Raw genomic sequence first — 16,960 nt, 5'->3', positions numbered from 1 at the left:
AGCAAGCTCGCTCCCACAGGGATTTGTTTATGAATGCAATCCAATGTGGGAGCGAGCTTGCTCGCGAAGGCGGCCTATCCAACCTACAAATACCGCTGGCACCCGACCGCTCTCAATTGCGCCTCAATCTACCCTCACGCAAACATCAACAACATGTACTGACTTAAGCACAATAAAATCGCGCAAAATCCCGCTTTCCGGGTATTCCTCTCAATTTTTTCCGACTGCTTGCCATCCTTTCCCCTCGCGGTTAGGGTTGAAGCCATGAAAACCTCTCACACCCTCATTCAGCTTCGCCAGCACCGCAGCCTGTGCCTCGTCAGCGCACGACTGCCAGGCTGAATCGCTGCGCCTCGTCCCACGCTTTTCCAAGAACATTCGTTCAACCGGCAGGCCGCCTCTTTTCGGCCCAGACAACAAGGAATTTCCCGATGAGCATGCTCAAAGACCCGTCTTCGAAATACCGCGCGTTTCCCGTCATCAACCTGCCGGATCGCACTTGGCCGTCGAAGACCATCGATGCCGCGCCGATCTGGTGCAGCTCCGACCTGCGTGACGGCAACCAGTCGCTGATCGAGCCAATGGACGCGGCGAAGAAGCTGCGCTTCTGGAAAACCTTGGTGCAGGTTGGTGTGAAAGAAATCGAAGCGTCGTTCCCGGCCGCGTCGCAAACCGACTTCGACTTCGTGCGTACCCTGATCGAAGAAGGCCACATACCGGACGACACCACCATTCAGGTGCTGACCCAGGGCCGTGAAGACCTGATCGAGCGCACCTTCGAATCCCTGCGCGGGGCGAAGAAAGCCATCGTTCACTTGTACAACGCCACTTCGCCTTCTTTCCGTCGCATCGTCTTCAACCAGGACAAGGACGGTATCAAGGCCATCGCCGTCAACGCTGCCAAGCTGTTCGTCAAATATGCAGCCATGCAGCCGGAGACCGAGTGGACCTTCGAATACTCGCCGGAAACCTTCAGCGCTACCGAGCTGGAATTCGCCAAGGAAGTCTGCGACGCCGTGATCGAGGTGTGGAACCCGACGCCTGAGCACAAGATGATCCTCAACCTGCCGGCCACGGTTGAATGCGCGACGCCGAACGTCTACGCCGACCAGATCGAGTGGTTCGGTCGCAACATCAACCGTCGCGACAGCGTGATCATCAGTCTGCACACCCATAACGACCGTGGTACTGGCGTCGCGGCCACAGAGCTGGGCCTGATGGCCGGCGCTGATCGCGTCGAAGGCTGCCTGTTCGGCAACGGCGAGCGCACCGGCAACGTCGACCTCGTCACCGTCGCGCTGAACATGTACACCCAGGGCGTCGACCCTGAGCTGGACTTCTCCGATATCGATGGCGTGCGCAAGGTTGTCGAAGAGTGCAACCAGATCCAGGTCCACCCGCGTCATCCGTACGTTGGCGACCTGGTGCACACCGCGTTCTCCGGCTCGCACCAGGACGCAATCCGCAAGGGCTTCGCCCAGCAGAAACCGGACACCCTGTGGGAGGTGCCGTACCTGCCGATCGATCCGGCCGACATCGGTCGCAGCTACGAGGCGGTGATCCGCGTCAATAGCCAGTCGGGCAAGGGCGGTATCGCTTACTTGCTGGAGCAGGAATACGGCATCAGCCTGCCACGGCGCATGCAGATCGAGTTCAGCCAGGTCGTACAGCGTGAGACCGATCGCCTGGGCCTGGAGATGACGGCCAAGCAAATTCACTCGCTGTTGATCAGCGAATACCTGCAGGCCAACACCCCGTACGCGCTGGTCAGCCATCGTTTGCAGGAAGAGAACGGCAACAGCGCCGTCGAAGTCGAAGTGGCCAGCAAAGGTCAGGGCGAAACCAACCTGCACTGGCGCGGCAAGGGCAACGGCGCGCTGGAAGCACTGGTCGCCGGCCTGCCGATTCCGGTGGAAATCATGGACTACAACGAACACGCGATCGGCGCGGGCACCAATGCCAAAGCAGCGGCCTATATCGAACTGCGGGTGAACGGTGAACGTGCGGTGCACGGCGTGGGTATCGATGAAAACATCACCACCGCCAGCTTCAAAGCATTGTTCAGCGCACTGAACCGCTCGCTGAGCCAGCCAGAGGCGAAAGCGGCGTAATCGACCGCTGAAATGCGAAAGGCCCCGGAGTGTGAGCTCCGGGGCCTTTTTTTTGTAGATCAAATGATGCGATCGTTCCCATGCTCCGCGTGGGAATGCCTCAAGGGACGCTCCGCGTCCAGTGAAGCGGAACGTCACGGGCTGCATTCCCACGCAGAGCGTGGGAATGATCGGCTGCGTTAGGTGAACTCGAAAGTGTCGGCATCCAGGTTCGCCGGAAAGCGCTCGCGATACGCCGCCAACGGCGCCGCTTCCACAATCACCTTGAACACGCCATCCGCCTCCCCCGCCGCCAGCAACGTCTCGCCCTGGAAATCCAGCACCTGACTGTCGCCGGTATAGGCGAAGCCTTTGCCATCGCTGCCCACCCGATTTACCGCTGCCACGTAGCAGAGATTTTCAATCGCTCGTGCCGGCAGCAGGCGGTTCCAGTGCAGACGCCGTGCGCCCGGCCAATTGGCGGTGTACAGCAGCAGATCGGTGTCCTGCGCATCGCGGCTCCACACCGGAAAGCGCAGGTCGTAGCAGATCAGCGGACGAATCCGCCACCCCTTGAGCTCGAACTGCACCTGCCGCTCGCCCGGCGTGTAATGGTTGTGCTCGCCGGCCATACGAAACAGGTGACGCTTGTCGTAATGCAGCACTTCACCGTCCGGCCGCGCCCACAGCAAGCGGTTGCGATGGCTGCCGTCAGCCGCCTGGATGATCACGCTGCCAGTGATGACCGCATCGAACTTGGCCGCCTGCGCCCGAAGCCATTTGCTGGTCGGGCCGTTTTCGGCTTCAGCGAGGGTTTCCGACTCCATGGAAAAACCGGTGGTGAACATCTCCGGCAGGATGATCAGATCGGCGCCCCGGGCCTGCTCCAGCAGCAGCTCGAAATGCTCGAGGTTGGCCCGGCGGTCGTGCCAGGCCAGGCTGGTCTGGATCAGCGCCAGGGTCAGGTCTGGCAACGCACTCAGATCACGCATAGTTTCGCCGCCGCTTCACGCAGCGTCTCCTCGCGTTTGGCAAAGCACAGGCGTATCAGGCGCTGGCCTTGCGGTGGATTCTGGTAGAACACCGACACCGGAATGCTCGCGACACCGTGCTCGCGAGTCATCCACATGGCCATGTCGACATCGTTCAGATCCGGACGGATCTGCGAATAATCGACCAACTGGAAATAGGTACCGGTGACCCGGGTAAAACTGAAGCGCGACGGCGCGAGCAGATCGCAGAACAGATCGCGCTTGGCCTGATAGAAACCCGGCAGTTCTTCAACGTGTTCCGGGTGCTCGGCCATGTAATCGGCCAGCGCGTATTGCAGTGGCGTGACGCCACAGAAGCTCACGTACTGATGCACCTTGCGCAGTTCGGCTGTCAGGGCTGGCGGGGCGACGACATAGCCGGTTTTCCAGCCGGTGACGTGGTACGTCTTGCCGAACGAACTGATCACGAACGCGCGCTGATACAGCTCTTCATGGGCCAGCACGCTGACATGCGGCACGCCGTCGAAGACCAGGTGTTCGTAGACTTCGTCGCTGATCAGATAGATGTCGCGATCACGGATCAACGCCGCCAGTTGATCGAGCTCGTCGCGGCTGATCAATGCGCCGCTCGGGTTGTGCGGGGTGTTGATGACGATCATTTTCGTCCGCGGACTGAGGGCCGCTGCGAGTTGATCGAAATCGATGGAGAAATCGTCCGGATTCAGCTGCACATGCACGCAACGACCGCCCGCCAACTCCGTCGCCGGTGCGTAGCTGTCGTAGCACGGATCGAAGACGATGACTTCATCGCCGCTGTGGATAACGGCCTGAATCGCGCAGAAGATTGCCTGAGTCGCACCGGGCGTTACCGTCACTTCATGATCGGCATCGACTGTCACGCCATAGCTGCGCGCGATCTTGGCCGCGATCTGCTGACGCAACGCCGGCAAACCGGTCATCGGCGAATACTGGTTATGGCCACTGGCGATATGCCGCCCGACCGCATCACGCAACGACTGCGGGCCGTCGAAATCCGGGAAACCCTGGGACAGGTTGATCGCGCCGGTCTGCGCCGCGAGCTGAGACATCTGCGTGAAAATAGTGATGCCGACATTCGGCAGCTTGCTGGTGATCATCGGGGGTTCTCTGCTCAACACCCGGCTCTGACGACGGCGCGGGAGAGCCCGAGGATAGCCCATCCGGCGCCCATAAAAAAAGGGCGCCAAACGGCGCCCTTCTTTGATTCAACAATGACCGATCGTTCCCATGCTCTGCGTGGGAATGCCGCCACGGACGCTCTGCGTCCCTCGCTTTGTGACGCGGAGCGTCACGGGATGCATTCCCACGCGGAGCGTGGGAACGATCAATCCTGTGGCGAGGGGATTTATCCCCGTTCCGGCTGCGAAGCAGTCGCAAACCCGTTGAATGCGGTTTGACTGATACACCGCGGACACAGGTTTTGGGGCTGCTGCGCAGCCCATCGGGGATAAATCCCCTCGCCACAAAAGCCCCACACAAAATTGTGCAGGGCCTCGGATCACTTCTTGTCGCGGCGCTTCTTGCTGGCTTTCTTGTTGTGCGACATCAAGCGACGCTTCTTGTTGACCTGGCGGTCGGTCAGCGTGTTCTTGTTGCCTTCGTACGGGTTCTCGCCGCCCTTGAACTCGATGCGGATCGGCGTACCGACCAGCTTGAGTACACGACGGTAAGTGTTTTCCAGATAGCGCACATACGACTTCGGCACTTTCTCGATCTGGTTACCGTGGATCACGATGATCGGCGGGTTCGCACCACCCAAGTGAGCGTAACGCAGCTTGATCCGGCGGTTGTTAACCATCGGTGGCGCGTGCTCGCCCACCGCATCTTCCAGAATCTGGGTGAGACGGTTGGTCGGCCAGCGGGTAACCGCGGACTTGAACGAGTTCTGCACCGAGGCGTAGAGGTTGCCCACGCCCGTGCCGTGCAGGGCCGAGATGAAGTGAATGTCGGCGTAGTCGACGAAGAACAGCCGGCGTTGCAGCTCGACTTTGACGAAGTCGCGCTCGCTCGGCGTCATGCCGTCCCACTTGTTGATCGCGATGACCAGCGCACGACCGGATTCGATCGCGAAGCCCAGCAGGTTCAGGTCGTGATCGACCACACCCTCGCGGGCGTCCATCACGAAGATCACCACGTTGGCGTCTTTGATCGCCTGCAGGGTTTTGACCACGGAGAATTTTTCGACTTCTTCGTGGATCTTGCCGCGCTTGCGCACACCGGCAGTGTCGATCAGCGTGTACTTCTCTTCATTGCGCTCGAACGGAATGTAGATGCTGTCGCGGGTGGTGCCCGGCTGGTCATACACGATGACCCGATCTTCACCGAGCATGCGGTTGACCAGGGTCGACTTGCCGACGTTCGGACGACCGATGATGGCGATCTTGATCCCGTCTTTTTCGCTCGGACCAGGAATGCGCTTGGCTTCCTCGCCTTCGGCAACGACTTCTTCCTCTTCACCTTCAGCCGGCTCGTCATCATCGCGCGGGAATTCGCTCAGAGCGGCTTCCAGCAATTGCGTGATGCCACGGCCGTGGGCGCCGGCGATCGGGATCGCGTGGCCCATGCCCAGCGGGGCGAATTCGGCGCGGGCCATTTCCGGGTCGATGTTGTCGACCTTGTTGGCGACCACGTGGGAACGCTTGTTACGTTTGCGCAAATGCTCGGCGATCATCTGGTCGGCAGCGGTAAAACCGGCCTTGGCATCTACCAGAAACAGCACCACATCGGCTTCTTCGATGGCCAGCAGCGACTGCTCGGCCATTTTTTCGTCCATACCATGTTCGTCACCGGAGATACCGCCGGTGTCGATCAGAATGTAGGAACGCCCTTGCCACTTGGCCTCACCGTACTGGCGATCACGGGTCAGACCGGACAGGTCGCCGACGATGGCGTCACGAGTCCTGGTCAGGCGGTTGAACAAGGTGGACTTGCCGACGTTCGGTCGGCCCACCAAGGCGATTACGGGAACCATGCGGCTCTCCACTTCGTTATTTCAGAAAATACAAAAGCCGCTGCGAGGCAGCGGCTGGTGCTCGGGGCAACACCCGGGGGCGCTGCAAACCCTGCTGATGCAGGGCCGCTTGGGGATGAACCCCAAGCATAGTTGTTACTTGATGGTCAGGGCTTCCAGTTTGCCGCTGTTGCCATACACATAAATCGTGTCGCCCACCACCAGCGGACGGGCACGCAGGCCGTCGCTGTCGATGCGCTCACGGCCGACGAAACGACCGTCGACCTGACTCAGCAGATGCAGATAACCTTCCAGATCACCCACAGCTACGTAGCTGGAGAACACTTCCGGTGCCGACAGTTGACGGCGAGCCAGCGAGTCGTTGCTCCACAGTGCGGTGGTGGAACGCTCGTCGACGCCTTCAACGGTGCCCGAAGACAGGCTCACGTAGACGCTGCCGAAACCTTGAGCGATACCGGCATAGCTCGACGCATCGCGCTGCCACAGTTGACGACCGCTTTCCAGGTCCAGTGCCGCAACGCGACCCTGATAGCTGGCCACGTACAGCGTACCGCCGGACAGCAGCAGACCGCCGTCGATGTCGACCACGCGCTCCAGTTCCGAACGACCTTGTGGAATGGCGATGCGTTGTTCCCACACCGGCACGCCGTTGGAGATGTCCAGCGCGACCACTTTACCGGTCGACAGGCCAGCTACGGCCAGACGGTTGGTCACCAGCGGAGCACTGGTGCCACGCAGGGTCAGGACCGCCGGGGTGCTGTCATACACCCAGCGCTGGTTGCCGGTGGCAGCGTCCAGACCGATCAGACGATCGTCCTGGGTCTGCACCACTACCACGTCGCCATTGTTGGCCGGCGGCGCGAGGACTTCACTGTTGACGCGGGCACGCCACTTCTCTTCACCGTTGCTGGTGTCCAGAGCGACGACTTCGCCACGCAGGGTACCGATCAGTACCAGACCGTAACCCACGCCAACGGCGCCGGAGACAGGCAGTTCCAGATCCTGGTCCCACTTCACGTCGCCATTGCTGCGATCCATGGCCATTACGACACCGGTAACATCGGCGGCATAGATGGTGTCACCGTCGATCGCCGGCACCAGCATGTTGTAGGTTTCGCCCTGACCGTCACCGATCGAGCGGCTCCACTGCTTCTGCAGAACGACTTCTTCTTTGAAGTCGGTCAGTTCGGCCGGTGGCAATTCTTTCTTGCTGTTGCTGCTGCAACCCGCGGCCAGAAGGGCCAGAGCCAGCAATGCTGCATGCTTCCAACGGATCACGTCACGCATCCCCTTTGGCCAGGTCGTCGAGCTTGATTTGAAGGCCACCGACCGCCGCTTCATCCGACAGTGCCGCCTTGGCTTTTTGATACGCCTTGTTCGCGTCATCGGTACGGCCCAAGCGCACCAGCAGGTCGCCCTTGAGTTCTTCGCGAGTGGCCAGGAACGCTTTGTCGGCATCGCCGTCGAGCAGTTTCAGGGCGTCTTCGGCCTTGTCCTGCGCGCCCAGCACCTGCGCCAGACGCTGACGGGCGATTTCGCCCAGCGCCGGGTTGGCCGGTTTGTCGACGATGGCTTTGAGTTCGGTTGCCGCGTCGTCCAGCTTGCCGCTGTCGACCGCTACTTTGGCGACGAACAGGCTGCCGTACTGCGCGTAGGCCGAACCGCCGTATTCGCTGTTGAGCTTGCCGGCCAGGTCCGCAACGCGGGCGGCATCAGGCTTGCCGTCAGGCGTCAGCGTGGTTTCCAGCAATTGCTGATAGAGCACCGAGGCGCCTTGCGACTGGTTGCTCTGATATTTGTGCCAGGCCTGCCAGCCGAACACGATGACCAGCGCCAACAGGCCGCCGGTGACCAGAGGTTTGCCGTTGCGTGTCCACCAGTCCTTCAAATCCGCCAACTGTTCGTCTTCGGTACTCGACACCCCAATACTCCTTAATCGCTAAATCGGCTGTTAAGACAGCTTCAACCCTGCACGACGCAGGTGGCCAGGTGAGCGGCGAGCGCATCCCAGGCAATGCTTTGTTGTTCGCCCTGGCCACGCAGGGGTTTGAAACCTACCACTTGCTGGGCCATTTCGTCGTCACCGAGGATCAATGCGTACAGCGCACCGCTCTTGTCGGCCTTCTTGAACTGGCTTTTGAAACTGCCGGCGCCGGCATTGACTTGCAGGCGCAGGTTTGGAAGTTCATCGCGAACCCGTTCGGCCAGGGCCAGACCGGCCAGCTCGGCTTCTTCACCGAAGGCGCAGAGGTAGACGTCGACCTGACGGGAAATTTCCTGCGGGATCTGCTCAAGGGTTTCGAGCATCAATACCAGACGCTCGATGCCCATGGCGAAACCGACGCCCGGGGTTGGCTTGCCGCCCATCTGCTCGACCAGACCGTCGTAACGGCCGCCCGCGCACACGGTGCCCTGGGCGCCGAGCTTGTCGGTGACCCATTCGAAAACGGTTTTGCTGTAGTAATCGAGGCCACGCACCAGTTTCGGATTGAGCACGTAAGGAATGCCAACGGCATCCAGACGCGCCTTCAGGCCTTCGAAGTGAGCGCGGGACTCGTCGTCGAGGTAATCGGCCATTTTCGGCGCATCGACCAGCACGGCCTGGGTGTCGGCATTTTTCGTGTCGAGCACGCGCAGCGGGTTGGTTTTCAGACGACGCTGGCTGTCCTCGTCGAGCTTGTCGTGGTGCGCCGAGAGGTACTCGACCAGCGCTTCACGATAGCGACCACGGGATTCGCTGGTGCCGAGGCTGTTGAGTTCGAGCTTGACCGCATCACGGATGCCCAGCTCGCCCCACAGGCGCCAGGTCATGATGATCAGCTCGGCGTCGATGTCCGGACCGTCGAGGTTGAACACTTCCAGACCGATCTGGTGGAATTGGCGATAACGGCCTTTCTGCGGACGCTCGTGGCGGAACATCGGGCCGATGTACCAGAGTTTCTGCACCTGACCACCGCCGGTGATGCCGTGTTCGAGCACGGCGCGCACGCAGGCCGCAGTGCCTTCCGGACGCAGGGTCAGGGAATCACCGTTGCGGTCTTCGAAGGTGTACATCTCTTTTTCGACGATATCGGTGACTTCGCCGATCGAGCGCTTGAACAGCTCGGTGAACTCGACGATCGGCATGCGGATCTGCTTGTAACCGTAGTTATCCAGAAGACGCGCCACAGTGCCTTCGAAATAACGCCACAGCGGGGTCTGTTCGGGCAGGATGTCGTTCATGCCACGAATGGCTTGCAGAGACTTGCTCACAAAATTTCCTTAATTCGTTCGATCAGCCGCGCGCGATAACGGCAGCGTCAGCTTCGACCTTTTCGGCCGCTTTCTGGCGGATCAGCTTTTCCAGCTCGTCCACCAGATTGTCATTCGTCAGCTTCTGCGACGTCTTGCCGTCGATGTAAATCAGGTTGGGCGTGCCGCCGGTCAAGCCGATATGGGCTTCCTTGGCTTCGCCGGGGCCGTTGACCACGCAACCGATGACCGCGACATCCAGCGGCACCAGCAGGTCTTCAAGGCGCCCTTCCAGCTCGTTCATGGTTTTCACCACATCGAAGTTCTGCCGCGAGCAGCTCGGGCAGGCGATGAAGTTGATGCCACGGGAACGCAGATGCAAAGACTTGAGAATGTCGTAACCGACCTTCACTTCCTCGACCGGATCGGCCGCCAGCGAGATGCGGATAGTATCGCCAATCCCTTCGGCGAGCAGCATACCTAGGCCCACGGCGGATTTCACCGTGCCCGAACGCAAACCGCCAGCTTCAGTGATGCCGAGGTGCAGTGGCTGGACGATTTCTTTCGCCAGCAAACGGTACGCTTCGACGGCCATGAACACGTCGGAGGCCTTAACGCTGACCTTGAAGTCCTGGAAATTCAGGCGTTCAAGGTGTTCAACGTGGCGCAAAGCGGACTCGACCAGCGCCGCCGGGGTCGGCTCGCCGTATTTCTTTTGCAGGTCTTTTTCCAGGGAACCGGCATTGACGCCGATGCGGATCGGAATGCCGCGATCACGGGCCGCATCGACCACGGCACGCACACGATCTTCACGACCGATGTTGCCCGGATTGATACGCAGGCAATCCACACCCAGTTCGGCCACGCGCAAAGCGATTTTGTAGTCGAAGTGGATGTCAGCCACCAACGGCACTTTGACCAGTTGCTTGATCTTGCCGAACGCCTCGGCGGCGTCCATGTCCGGCACCGAGACGCGAACGATATCGACGCCGGCGGCTTCAAGACGATTGATCTGCGCCACGGTCGCGGCGACATCATTGGTATCGCTGTTGGTCATGCTCTGCACAGCGATCGGCGCGTCGCCGCCCACCGGTACGTTGCCGACCCAGATCTTGCGCGATTCGCGACGTTTGATTGGAGATTCGCCGTGCATGACTTATTGACCCAACTTCAGGCGAGCAGTCTCGCCACTGGTGAACGGAGCGATATCGACCGGTTGGCCGTTGTAGCTGACCTGTGCTGCGCGGGCAACGCCCAGACGCACATTGAGCGGCGGCTTGCCGGAAACGCTCACGCTGTCGCCTTTATGCTTCAGACCACTGAAAATCACTTTGCCACGGCCATCGGTCACCTGTGCCCAGCAATCGCCGGTGAACTGCAATTGCACCTGGCCTTCGCCGGCAACCGGAGCAGTTGCTTCAGCGCTTGGCGCTTGAGCAACCGGCGCGGTCGGGGCAGGTGTCGCTGGGACACTCGGCGCTGGAGTGGCCGGAGCCGCCACCACTGGCGCAGGCGTCTGTGCCGGTGCGCTTGGCGCAACTGCCGGGGCAGCTGGCTCGGTCGCTGGCGCAGCAGATTCGGCGCCGGTCGATTCAGCACTGGTTTCCGACTGCGGCAAGGCCAGCGTTGTCGAACTGTCGGCCTGATTTTCGGCGACAGCCTGATCTTCCGGCTCGTCGATCGGGTGGATCTGCGTGGTGCCGTCCGCGCCTTCGACTTCGACGTGCTCCGGTGCGAGGCTGGTCAGATCGCGGGTGCGCTGGGAGGTCTGATCCTGCCACCAGACGAATCCGCCGCCGATGACCGCGATCAGCAACAACAGGCTGACAATACGCAAAATGGTGTGGGAAACGCGCACCGGCTCTTCGATACGACCGAGGGCGTGAACGTTGCTGCCCTGAGAGTCGGTGCCGGTGGACTGGTCGAACTGCTGAACCAGAACGGTCTGGTCCATGCCGAGCAATTTGGCATAGGCGCGAATGTAACCGCGAGCGAAGGTATGCCCCGGCAGCTTGTCGAAAGCGCCGGCTTCAAGATTGCTCAGGGATGTCACGGTGAGGTTGAGCTTGAGGGCCACTTCGGCCAGCGACCAGCCATTGCTTTCGCGGGCCTGGCGCAGGGTCTCACCGGGATTTACGCGATTCGCTGCTACAACTTCGGGATGCGCCGCTTTCATCATTGCTCCGACAGGTATTGCTGATATTCCGGCGTACCGGGATAGAGTCGTTTTAATTGCAGACCGTAACTGGCCGCCTTGTCGCGATCTTCAAACACTTTTGCCAGCCGAACGCCGAGCAATAGACTACGTGCATTTTGTTCGGTGAGCTGGCTGAAACGGTCGTAATAGTCACGCGCGGGCACATAATGCCTGTCTTCGAAGGACAACTCAGCCATTTCCAGCAATGCGCGTGGTTGTTGGCGATTCAGGCGCAGGGCTTTTTCCAGCTGTTGCTGGGCCAGATCACGCTGGCCAAGCTTGGCGGCGGTCATACCGAGGTTTTCGAAGACCCGCGAGCGCTCAGGATACAGGGTATCGGCGGCCGCTTGTTCAAAACGCTCGTAGGCTTCCTTGTAGCGCTGTTCTTCGTAGAGAAAACTGCCGTAGTTGTTGAGAATGCGTGCATCGGTGGGACGTGAGGACAAGGCCTTGCGAAAGTGCTCGTCGGCAAGTGCCGGCTCCATTTCAGCCTGGAACACCAGACCGAGGGCCGCATTGGCGTCGGGGTCGGAACCGTCCAGTTCCAGCGCTTTCTTCAATGGCACCTTGGCGCGCTCGGTCATGCCCTGCTGCAGGTAGCCCAGCCCCAGCTGCACGTAGGCAGCCCGCGCTTCATCGCGGCCCTTGCTGGTCTTCATCGGATTGTAGTCACCCGACAGGACACAACCAGCACACAGGCTGGCCAACAGCAACAGCAGCGCAAAGCGCAGGGACATAGAGATCCTCTCTTAGTTAGTGTTCGCGGCGTTCTGTGCCAGATCGCTGTCGGCGCTCAACTCGCGCACGGCGATGTAACGTTCGCTGCGACGGGTGCGATCCAGCACCTGCCCTACCAATTGACCACATGCGGCATCGATGTCTTCACCACGGGTGGTGCGCACGGTGACGTTGAAACCGGCCTGATGCAACTGATCCTGGAAGCGGCGGATGGCATTGTTGCTTGGCCGCTCGTACCCGGAGTGCGGGAACGGGTTGAATGGAATCAGGTTGATCTTGCACGGGATATCTTTAAGCAACTCGATCATTTCCACCGCGTGCTCAAGCTTGTCGTTGACGTCCTTGAGCAAGGTGTACTCGATGGTCAGCACACGTTTCTCGCCAAGGGCGGACATGTAGCGCTGGCACGACTCGAGCAGCATCTTAAGCGGATATTTCTTGTTGATCGGCACCAATTGGTTACGCAATGCGTCATTCGGTGCGTGCAGGGACAACGCCAGGGATACGTCGATGTGCTTGGCCAGCTCATCGATCATCGGCACCACGCCCGAGGTGGACAGGGTCACGCGGCGCTTGGAGATCCCGTAGCCGAGGTCATCCATCATCAGATGCATGGCGGCGACGACGTTGTCGAAGTTCAGCAACGGCTCGCCCATGCCCATCATCACCACGTTGGTGATGGCGCGGTCGACGGTGGCCGGGACGCTGCCGAAAGATTTGTTGGCAATCCACACCTGACCGATGACTTCGGCGGCGGTGAGGTTGCTGTTGAAGCCTTGCTTGCCGGTGGAGCAGAAACTGCAATCCAGGGCACAGCCTGCCTGGGACGAAACGCACAGAGTGCCGCGCTTGCCCTGGGGAATGTACACGGTCTCGACGCAGCTGCCGGACGCCACGCGCACCACCCACTTACGGGTGCCGTCGCTGGAGATGTCCTCGCTGACCACTTCCGGACCACGCACTTCAGCAATGGCCTTGAGCTTGTCGCGCAAGGCTTTGCTGACGTTCGTCATGGCGTCGAAATCATCGACGCCAAAGTGGTGAATCCATTTCATTACCTGACCGGCACGGAAACGCTTCTCCCCGATTGAGTCGAAGAATTTTTCCATTTCCGGCTGGGTCAGACCCAGCAGGTTTGTTTTAACAGTCGATGTAGTCATGGATTCACCTTCACTCTGCAAGCAATGCTTAGCGAGTGGTTACTTCAGTAGCTGCGAAGAAGTAAGCGATTTCGCGAGCGGCAGCAGCTTCGGAGTCCGAACCGTGAACGGCGTTGGCGTCGATCGATTCAGCGAAGTCAGCACGGATGGTGCCGGCAGCAGCTTCTTTAGGGTTGGTAGCGCCCATCAGCTCACGGTTGCGAGCGATAGCGTTTTCGCCTTCCAGAACCTGAACGACAACCGGACCGGAAGTCATGAATGCAACCAGGTCACCGAAGAAACCGCGCTCGCTGTGCTCAGCGTAGAAGCCTTCGGCTTCGGCTTTGGACAGTTGCTTCAGTTTCGAAGCTACAACGCGCAGGCCAGCGTCTTCGAAGCGAGTGGTGATCTTGCCGATCACGTTTTTAGCAACGGCGTCAGGCTTGATGATGGAGAAAGTACGTTGAACAGCCATGGTGTAACTCCAGAAACGGTAATTTGCGAAAAATTAAACCCGCGAATTATACGCGGGTTCTTGGGTATTGCCTAACCTGCGAGGACGATCAGTCCAATTCTTCAGCCCAGAGCGTCTGGACCGCTTCCAACACCTTCTCGCCAACACGGCCAGAGGTGTTGTCGAAATCCGGCAGCTCTTTGATCCATTGCTGCAGATCGACGAAATTGACAGAAAACGGATCTACGCCCGGCTTGGCCTCAGCCAATTCTTCTGCAATGCGTTGAACATCATTCCAACCGTAGCTCATGACAGTCTTACCAGTCAGTGCGGCGCTTCGGCCGCATGGTTAAGCGAATATTTCGGAATCTCGACGGTGAGGTCTTCCTCACCGACGATGGCCTGGCAAGCCAGACGCGATTGCGCCTCAAGGCCCCAGGCACGGTCGAGGAAGTCTTCTTCCAGCTCGTCGGCCTCTTCCAGCGAGTCGAAACCCTCGCGGATGATGCAATGGCAAGTAGTGCAGGCGCAGACGCCGCCGCATGCGCTTTCCATCTCGATATGGTGTTCGTGGGCCAGTTCGAGAATCGATGTGCCGGGCGCAGCCTCGACCACCATGCCTTCAGGGCAGAACTTCTCGTGGGGCAGAAAAATGACCTGCGGCATCAGATATCCTCGATTTCATTCAGGTTGCGCCCCGACAGAGCGGCTTTCACCGTCAGATCCATGCGGCGGGCAGCAAAAGCATCGGTCACTTGCGACAGACGCTTGGTCTGCTGCTCGATGGCGTAACCATCGGTACCTTTCATCAGTTCGGCCAGTTCCTGCATTTGCAGTTCGATGACCATGCGCTCTTCGGCATCGAGCAAACGCTCGCCATCGGCATCCAGCGCGCCCTGCACCGCTTCGAGCAGGCGCTGGGCATCGACTTGCTGCTCACGCAGAACACGGGCGACCTTGTCGTCATTGGCATGCTGGAACGAATCCTTGAGCATCTTGGCGATTTCGCCATCGGTCAGACCATAGGAAGGTTTGACCTGAATGCTCGCCTCAACGCCCGAGCCCAATTCACGGGCAGACACGCTGAGCAGACCGTCGGCGTCGACCTGGAAGGTCACGCGAATTTTCGCCGCACCGGCCACCATCGCCGGAATGCCGCGCAATTCGAAGCGCGCCAGAGAGCGGCAGTCGCTGATCAGCTCGCGCTCGCCCTGCAACACGTGGATCGCCATGGCCGACTGGCCGTCTTTATAGGTGGTGAAATCCTGAGCGCGCGCGACGGGGATGGTGGTGTTGCGCGGAATCACCTTCTCCATCAGACCGCCCATGGTTTCCAGCCCCAGGGACAGCGGAATCACGTCGAGCAGCAGCAGTTCGCCGCCATCGCGCTTGTTGCCAGCCAGGGTGTCGGCCTGGATCGCGGCCCCGATGGCCACCACTTGATCCGGGTCGATTTCCGTCAATGGCTGACGACCGAAGGCTTCGGCAACGGCTTCACGCACGCGCGGCACGCGGGTCGAACCGCCGACCATGACCACGGCGTGGACGTCTTCCAGTTCGATACCGGAATCGCGAACGGCGCGGCGGCAGGCTTTCAGGCTGCGCGCGACCATCGGTTCGATCAGCGCATCGAAGGCTTCGCGGGTCAGCTGTGCTTTCCAGTCGCCGTAAGCCACTTCCACACTGGCCGCATCGGTCAGGGCTTCTTTGGCCGCGCAGGCGGTTTGCAGCAGATTGCGTTGCGCGCCCGGGTCGAGATCGGCGGAGAGGCCAGCGCTCTCGATGATCCAGCCGGCAATCGCGTGATCGAAGTCATCGCCGCCCAGCGCGCTGTCGCCGCCAGTGGCCAGGACTTCAAAGACGCCGCCGGTCAGACGCAGAATGGAAATGTCGAAGGTGCCGCCGCCCAGGTCGTAGATCGCCACCAGACCTTCGGCGTGTTGATCCAGACCATACGCCACAGCAGCAGCGGTCGGCTCGTTGAGCAGACGCAACACGTTCAGACCGGCGAGTTTGGCAGCGTCTTTGGTGGCCTGACGCTGCGCATCGTCGAAGTAGGCAGGAACGGTGATCACCGCGCCAACCAGCTCGCCACCCAAGGTCGCCTCAGCGCGCTGACGCAGGACCTTGAGGATGTCGGCGGAGACTTCAACCGGGCTTTTCGGGCCTTGCACGGTATCGATAAACGGCATGTGCGATTCGCCGCCGACAAAGCGGTACGGCAGTTGCTCGCCCAATTGCTTGACGTCGGACAGACCACGACCCATCAAGCGCTTGACCGAGAGCACGGTGTTCAGGGGATCGGAGGCTGCCGCCAGCTTGGCGGGCTCACCGACTTCGACGCGGTCGGCGTGATAACGCACGGCGGACGGCAGGATGACCTGCCCGTTGGCGTCGGCCAGCGGTTCGGAAAGACCACTGCGCAGCGCAGCGACCAGCGAATTGGTAGTACCCAAGTCGATGCCCACAGCCAGGCGACGCTGGTGCGGTTGAGGACTTTGGCCGGGTTCGGCGATCTGCAGTAGAGCCATGGTGATCAGGTCTTGTCTGTCTGTCAGCGTGCAATCAGGGCAGCACTGGGTTAATCGTCGAGGCGCTCTTCCAGCTGGCGCACTTCGTAGGTGAGCTTGTCGAGGAACTGCATGCGCCGCATCAGGCGTTCGGCCTGCTCGCGTTGCGCTGCATCATCCCAACAGGCTGCGAAGCTTTCGTTGAGCTGCTCCTGAGCCGCCTTCAAGCGACGCTTGAACACAGCGACACCGTCGAGGTCGGCACTGTCCTGCAGATCTTCGAGCTCTTCGCGCCATTGCATCTGCTGCAGAAGGAATTCGGGATCGTGAACAGTGACTTCCATCGGCACTTCATGCCCGCTGATTTTCAGCAGGTAGCGTGCGCGCTGGGCCGGACTCTTGAGCGTCTGGTAGGCGTCGTTGAGCCGCGCCGATTGCTCGAGCGCCGAGCGCTGCTCGCGTTCGGATGCATCGGCAAAACGGTCAGGATGGACGCCGCGCGCCAACTCACGGTAGCGCGTGGCCAACTGCTCGAGATCCGGGCGGAAGCTCGGTTGCAGCTCGAATAAAGCGAAATGACAAGGAATACCCACGACCAG

General features: G+C 60.3%; 16 protein-coding genes. 1 reads left to right on the top strand and 15 read right to left on the bottom strand.

Going from position 1 to position 16,960, the window contains the following annotated elements:
* Positions 1-431 precede the first annotated feature (431 nt).
* Positions 432-2,111, top strand: coding sequence for a 2-isopropylmalate synthase (leuA, locus tag QMX86_RS04365; RefSeq protein ID WP_016773339.1), 1,680 nt, complete (start codon positions 432-434; stop codon positions 2,109-2,111).
* Positions 2,112-2,290: 179 nt separating this feature from the next.
* Here the strand turns inward: leuA and QMX86_RS04360 are convergent, their stop codons facing one another.
* From QMX86_RS04360 to hscB, 15 genes are all read right to left on the bottom strand, one after another.
* Positions 2,291-3,082 (bottom strand): amidohydrolase, encoded by a 792-nt coding sequence (locus tag QMX86_RS04360; protein ID WP_073473299.1) that lies wholly within the window; start codon positions 3,080-3,082, stop codon positions 2,291-2,293.
* The gene (locus tag QMX86_RS04355) at positions 3,070-4,218 is read right to left on the bottom strand and encodes a pyridoxal phosphate-dependent aminotransferase (RefSeq protein ID WP_041479927.1); all 1,149 of its coding nucleotides are present in this window, start codon (positions 4,216-4,218) and stop codon (positions 3,070-3,072) included. The genes QMX86_RS04360 and QMX86_RS04355 overlap by 13 nt, the downstream gene beginning before the upstream one ends.
* Positions 4,219-4,619: 401 nt before the next feature.
* On the bottom strand, positions 4,620-6,092 hold the full coding sequence (gene der, locus QMX86_RS04350) for a ribosome biogenesis GTPase Der (RefSeq protein ID WP_024014210.1): 1,473 nt from the start codon (positions 6,090-6,092) through the stop codon (positions 4,620-4,622).
* Between the two features lie 135 nt (positions 6,093-6,227).
* Positions 6,228-7,379, bottom strand: coding sequence for an outer membrane protein assembly factor BamB (bamB, locus tag QMX86_RS04345; RefSeq protein WP_051600540.1), 1,152 nt, complete (start codon positions 7,377-7,379; stop codon positions 6,228-6,230).
* A complete protein-coding gene (locus QMX86_RS04340; protein ID WP_056790153.1) occupies positions 7,372-8,013 on the bottom strand; it encodes a tetratricopeptide repeat protein in 642 nt (213 codons plus the stop codon). The genes bamB and QMX86_RS04340 overlap by 8 nt, the downstream gene beginning before the upstream one ends.
* A 41-nt stretch (positions 8,014-8,054) precedes the next feature.
* Positions 8,055-9,344, bottom strand: coding sequence for a histidine--tRNA ligase (hisS, locus tag QMX86_RS04335; protein WP_024014212.1), 1,290 nt, complete (start codon positions 9,342-9,344; stop codon positions 8,055-8,057).
* Between the two features lie 22 nt (positions 9,345-9,366).
* A complete protein-coding gene (gene ispG / locus QMX86_RS04330; RefSeq protein ID WP_282385519.1) occupies positions 9,367-10,476 on the bottom strand; it encodes a flavodoxin-dependent (E)-4-hydroxy-3-methylbut-2-enyl-diphosphate synthase in 1,110 nt (369 codons plus the stop codon).
* A 3-nt stretch (positions 10,477-10,479) separates the two neighbouring features.
* The gene (locus QMX86_RS04325) at positions 10,480-11,499 is read right to left on the bottom strand and encodes a RodZ domain-containing protein (RefSeq protein ID WP_282385520.1); all 1,020 of its coding nucleotides are present in this window, start codon (positions 11,497-11,499) and stop codon (positions 10,480-10,482) included.
* Entirely contained in the window at positions 11,499-12,257 is a 759-nt protein-coding gene (gene pilW, locus QMX86_RS04320; RefSeq protein ID WP_073473307.1) for a type IV pilus biogenesis/stability protein PilW, read from the bottom strand. Before pilW ends, QMX86_RS04325 begins: the two co-directional genes overlap by 1 nt.
* Positions 12,258-12,269: 12 nt before the next feature.
* Positions 12,270-13,418, bottom strand: a complete 1,149-nt coding sequence (gene rlmN / locus QMX86_RS04315) for a 23S rRNA (adenine(2503)-C(2))-methyltransferase RlmN (protein WP_024014215.1) — start codon at positions 13,416-13,418, stop codon at positions 12,270-12,272.
* A gap of 28 nt (positions 13,419-13,446) precedes the next feature.
* Positions 13,447-13,872, bottom strand: coding sequence for a nucleoside-diphosphate kinase (gene ndk / locus QMX86_RS04310; protein WP_024014216.1), 426 nt, complete (start codon positions 13,870-13,872; stop codon positions 13,447-13,449).
* 88 nt (positions 13,873-13,960) lie between these two features.
* Positions 13,961-14,161: a Fe-S cluster assembly protein IscX gene (iscX, locus tag QMX86_RS04305; RefSeq protein WP_008084655.1), complete on the bottom strand. Its 201-nt coding sequence runs from the start codon at positions 14,159-14,161 to the stop codon at positions 13,961-13,963.
* Between the two features lie 14 nt (positions 14,162-14,175).
* Entirely contained in the window at positions 14,176-14,517 is a 342-nt protein-coding gene (fdx, locus tag QMX86_RS04300) for an ISC system 2Fe-2S type ferredoxin (RefSeq protein WP_016773327.1), read from the bottom strand.
* Complete coding sequence (gene hscA, locus QMX86_RS04295) at positions 14,517-16,382, bottom strand: Fe-S protein assembly chaperone HscA (RefSeq protein ID WP_282385523.1); 1,866 nt, start codon at positions 16,380-16,382, stop codon at positions 14,517-14,519. Before hscA ends, fdx begins: the two co-directional genes overlap by 1 nt.
* A gap of 50 nt (positions 16,383-16,432) precedes the next feature.
* Positions 16,433-16,954 carry a co-chaperone HscB gene (hscB, locus tag QMX86_RS04290; protein ID WP_282385525.1) on the bottom strand — a complete coding sequence of 174 codons (522 nt, stop codon included), beginning with the start codon at positions 16,952-16,954 and terminating at the stop codon, positions 16,433-16,435.
* Positions 16,955-16,960: the final 6 nt, after the last annotated feature.

It is taken from the genome of Pseudomonas sp. PS01270, from assembly GCF_029959775.1.
Lineage (GTDB): Bacteria > Pseudomonadota > Gammaproteobacteria > Pseudomonadales > Pseudomonadaceae > Aquipseudomonas > Aquipseudomonas atacamensis.
The sequence above is the reverse complement of the archived record's forward strand: the minus strand, read 5'-3'. Positions and strand labels throughout refer to the sequence as shown.

Bases quoted from the DNA above. Each gene is read 5' to 3' on its own strand.
- pilW (WP_073473307.1), bottom strand. From the start codon at position 12,257: ATGTCCCTGCGCTTTGCGCTGCTGTTGCTGTTGGCCAGCCTGTGTGCT.
- leuA (WP_016773339.1), top strand. From the start codon at position 432: ATGAGCATGCTCAAAGACCCGTCTTCGAAATACCGCGCGTTTCCCGTC.
- fdx (WP_016773327.1), bottom strand. From the start codon at position 14,517: ATGCCGCAGGTCATTTTTCTGCCCCACGAGAAGTTCTGCCCTGAAGGC.
- rlmN (WP_024014215.1), bottom strand. From the start codon at position 13,418: ATGACTACATCGACTGTTAAAACAAACCTGCTGGGTCTGACCCAGCCG.
- ispG (WP_282385519.1), bottom strand. From the start codon at position 10,476: ATGCACGGCGAATCTCCAATCAAACGTCGCGAATCGCGCAAGATCTGG.
- ndk (WP_024014216.1), bottom strand. From the start codon at position 13,872: ATGGCTGTTCAACGTACTTTCTCCATCATCAAGCCTGACGCCGTTGCT.
- QMX86_RS04360 (WP_073473299.1), bottom strand. From the start codon at position 3,082: ATGCGTGATCTGAGTGCGTTGCCAGACCTGACCCTGGCGCTGATCCAG.
- iscX (WP_008084655.1), bottom strand. From the start codon at position 14,161: ATGAGCTACGGTTGGAATGATGTTCAACGCATTGCAGAAGAATTGGCT.
- QMX86_RS04325 (WP_282385520.1), bottom strand. From the start codon at position 11,499: ATGAAAGCGGCGCATCCCGAAGTTGTAGCAGCGAATCGCGTAAATCCC.
- der (WP_024014210.1), bottom strand. From the start codon at position 6,092: ATGGTTCCCGTAATCGCCTTGGTGGGCCGACCGAACGTCGGCAAGTCC.
- hscA (WP_282385523.1), bottom strand. From the start codon at position 16,382: ATGGCTCTACTGCAGATCGCCGAACCCGGCCAAAGTCCTCAACCGCAC.
- QMX86_RS04355 (WP_041479927.1), bottom strand. From the start codon at position 4,218: ATGATCACCAGCAAGCTGCCGAATGTCGGCATCACTATTTTCACGCAG.
- bamB (WP_051600540.1), bottom strand. From the start codon at position 7,379: ATGCGTGACGTGATCCGTTGGAAGCATGCAGCATTGCTGGCTCTGGCC.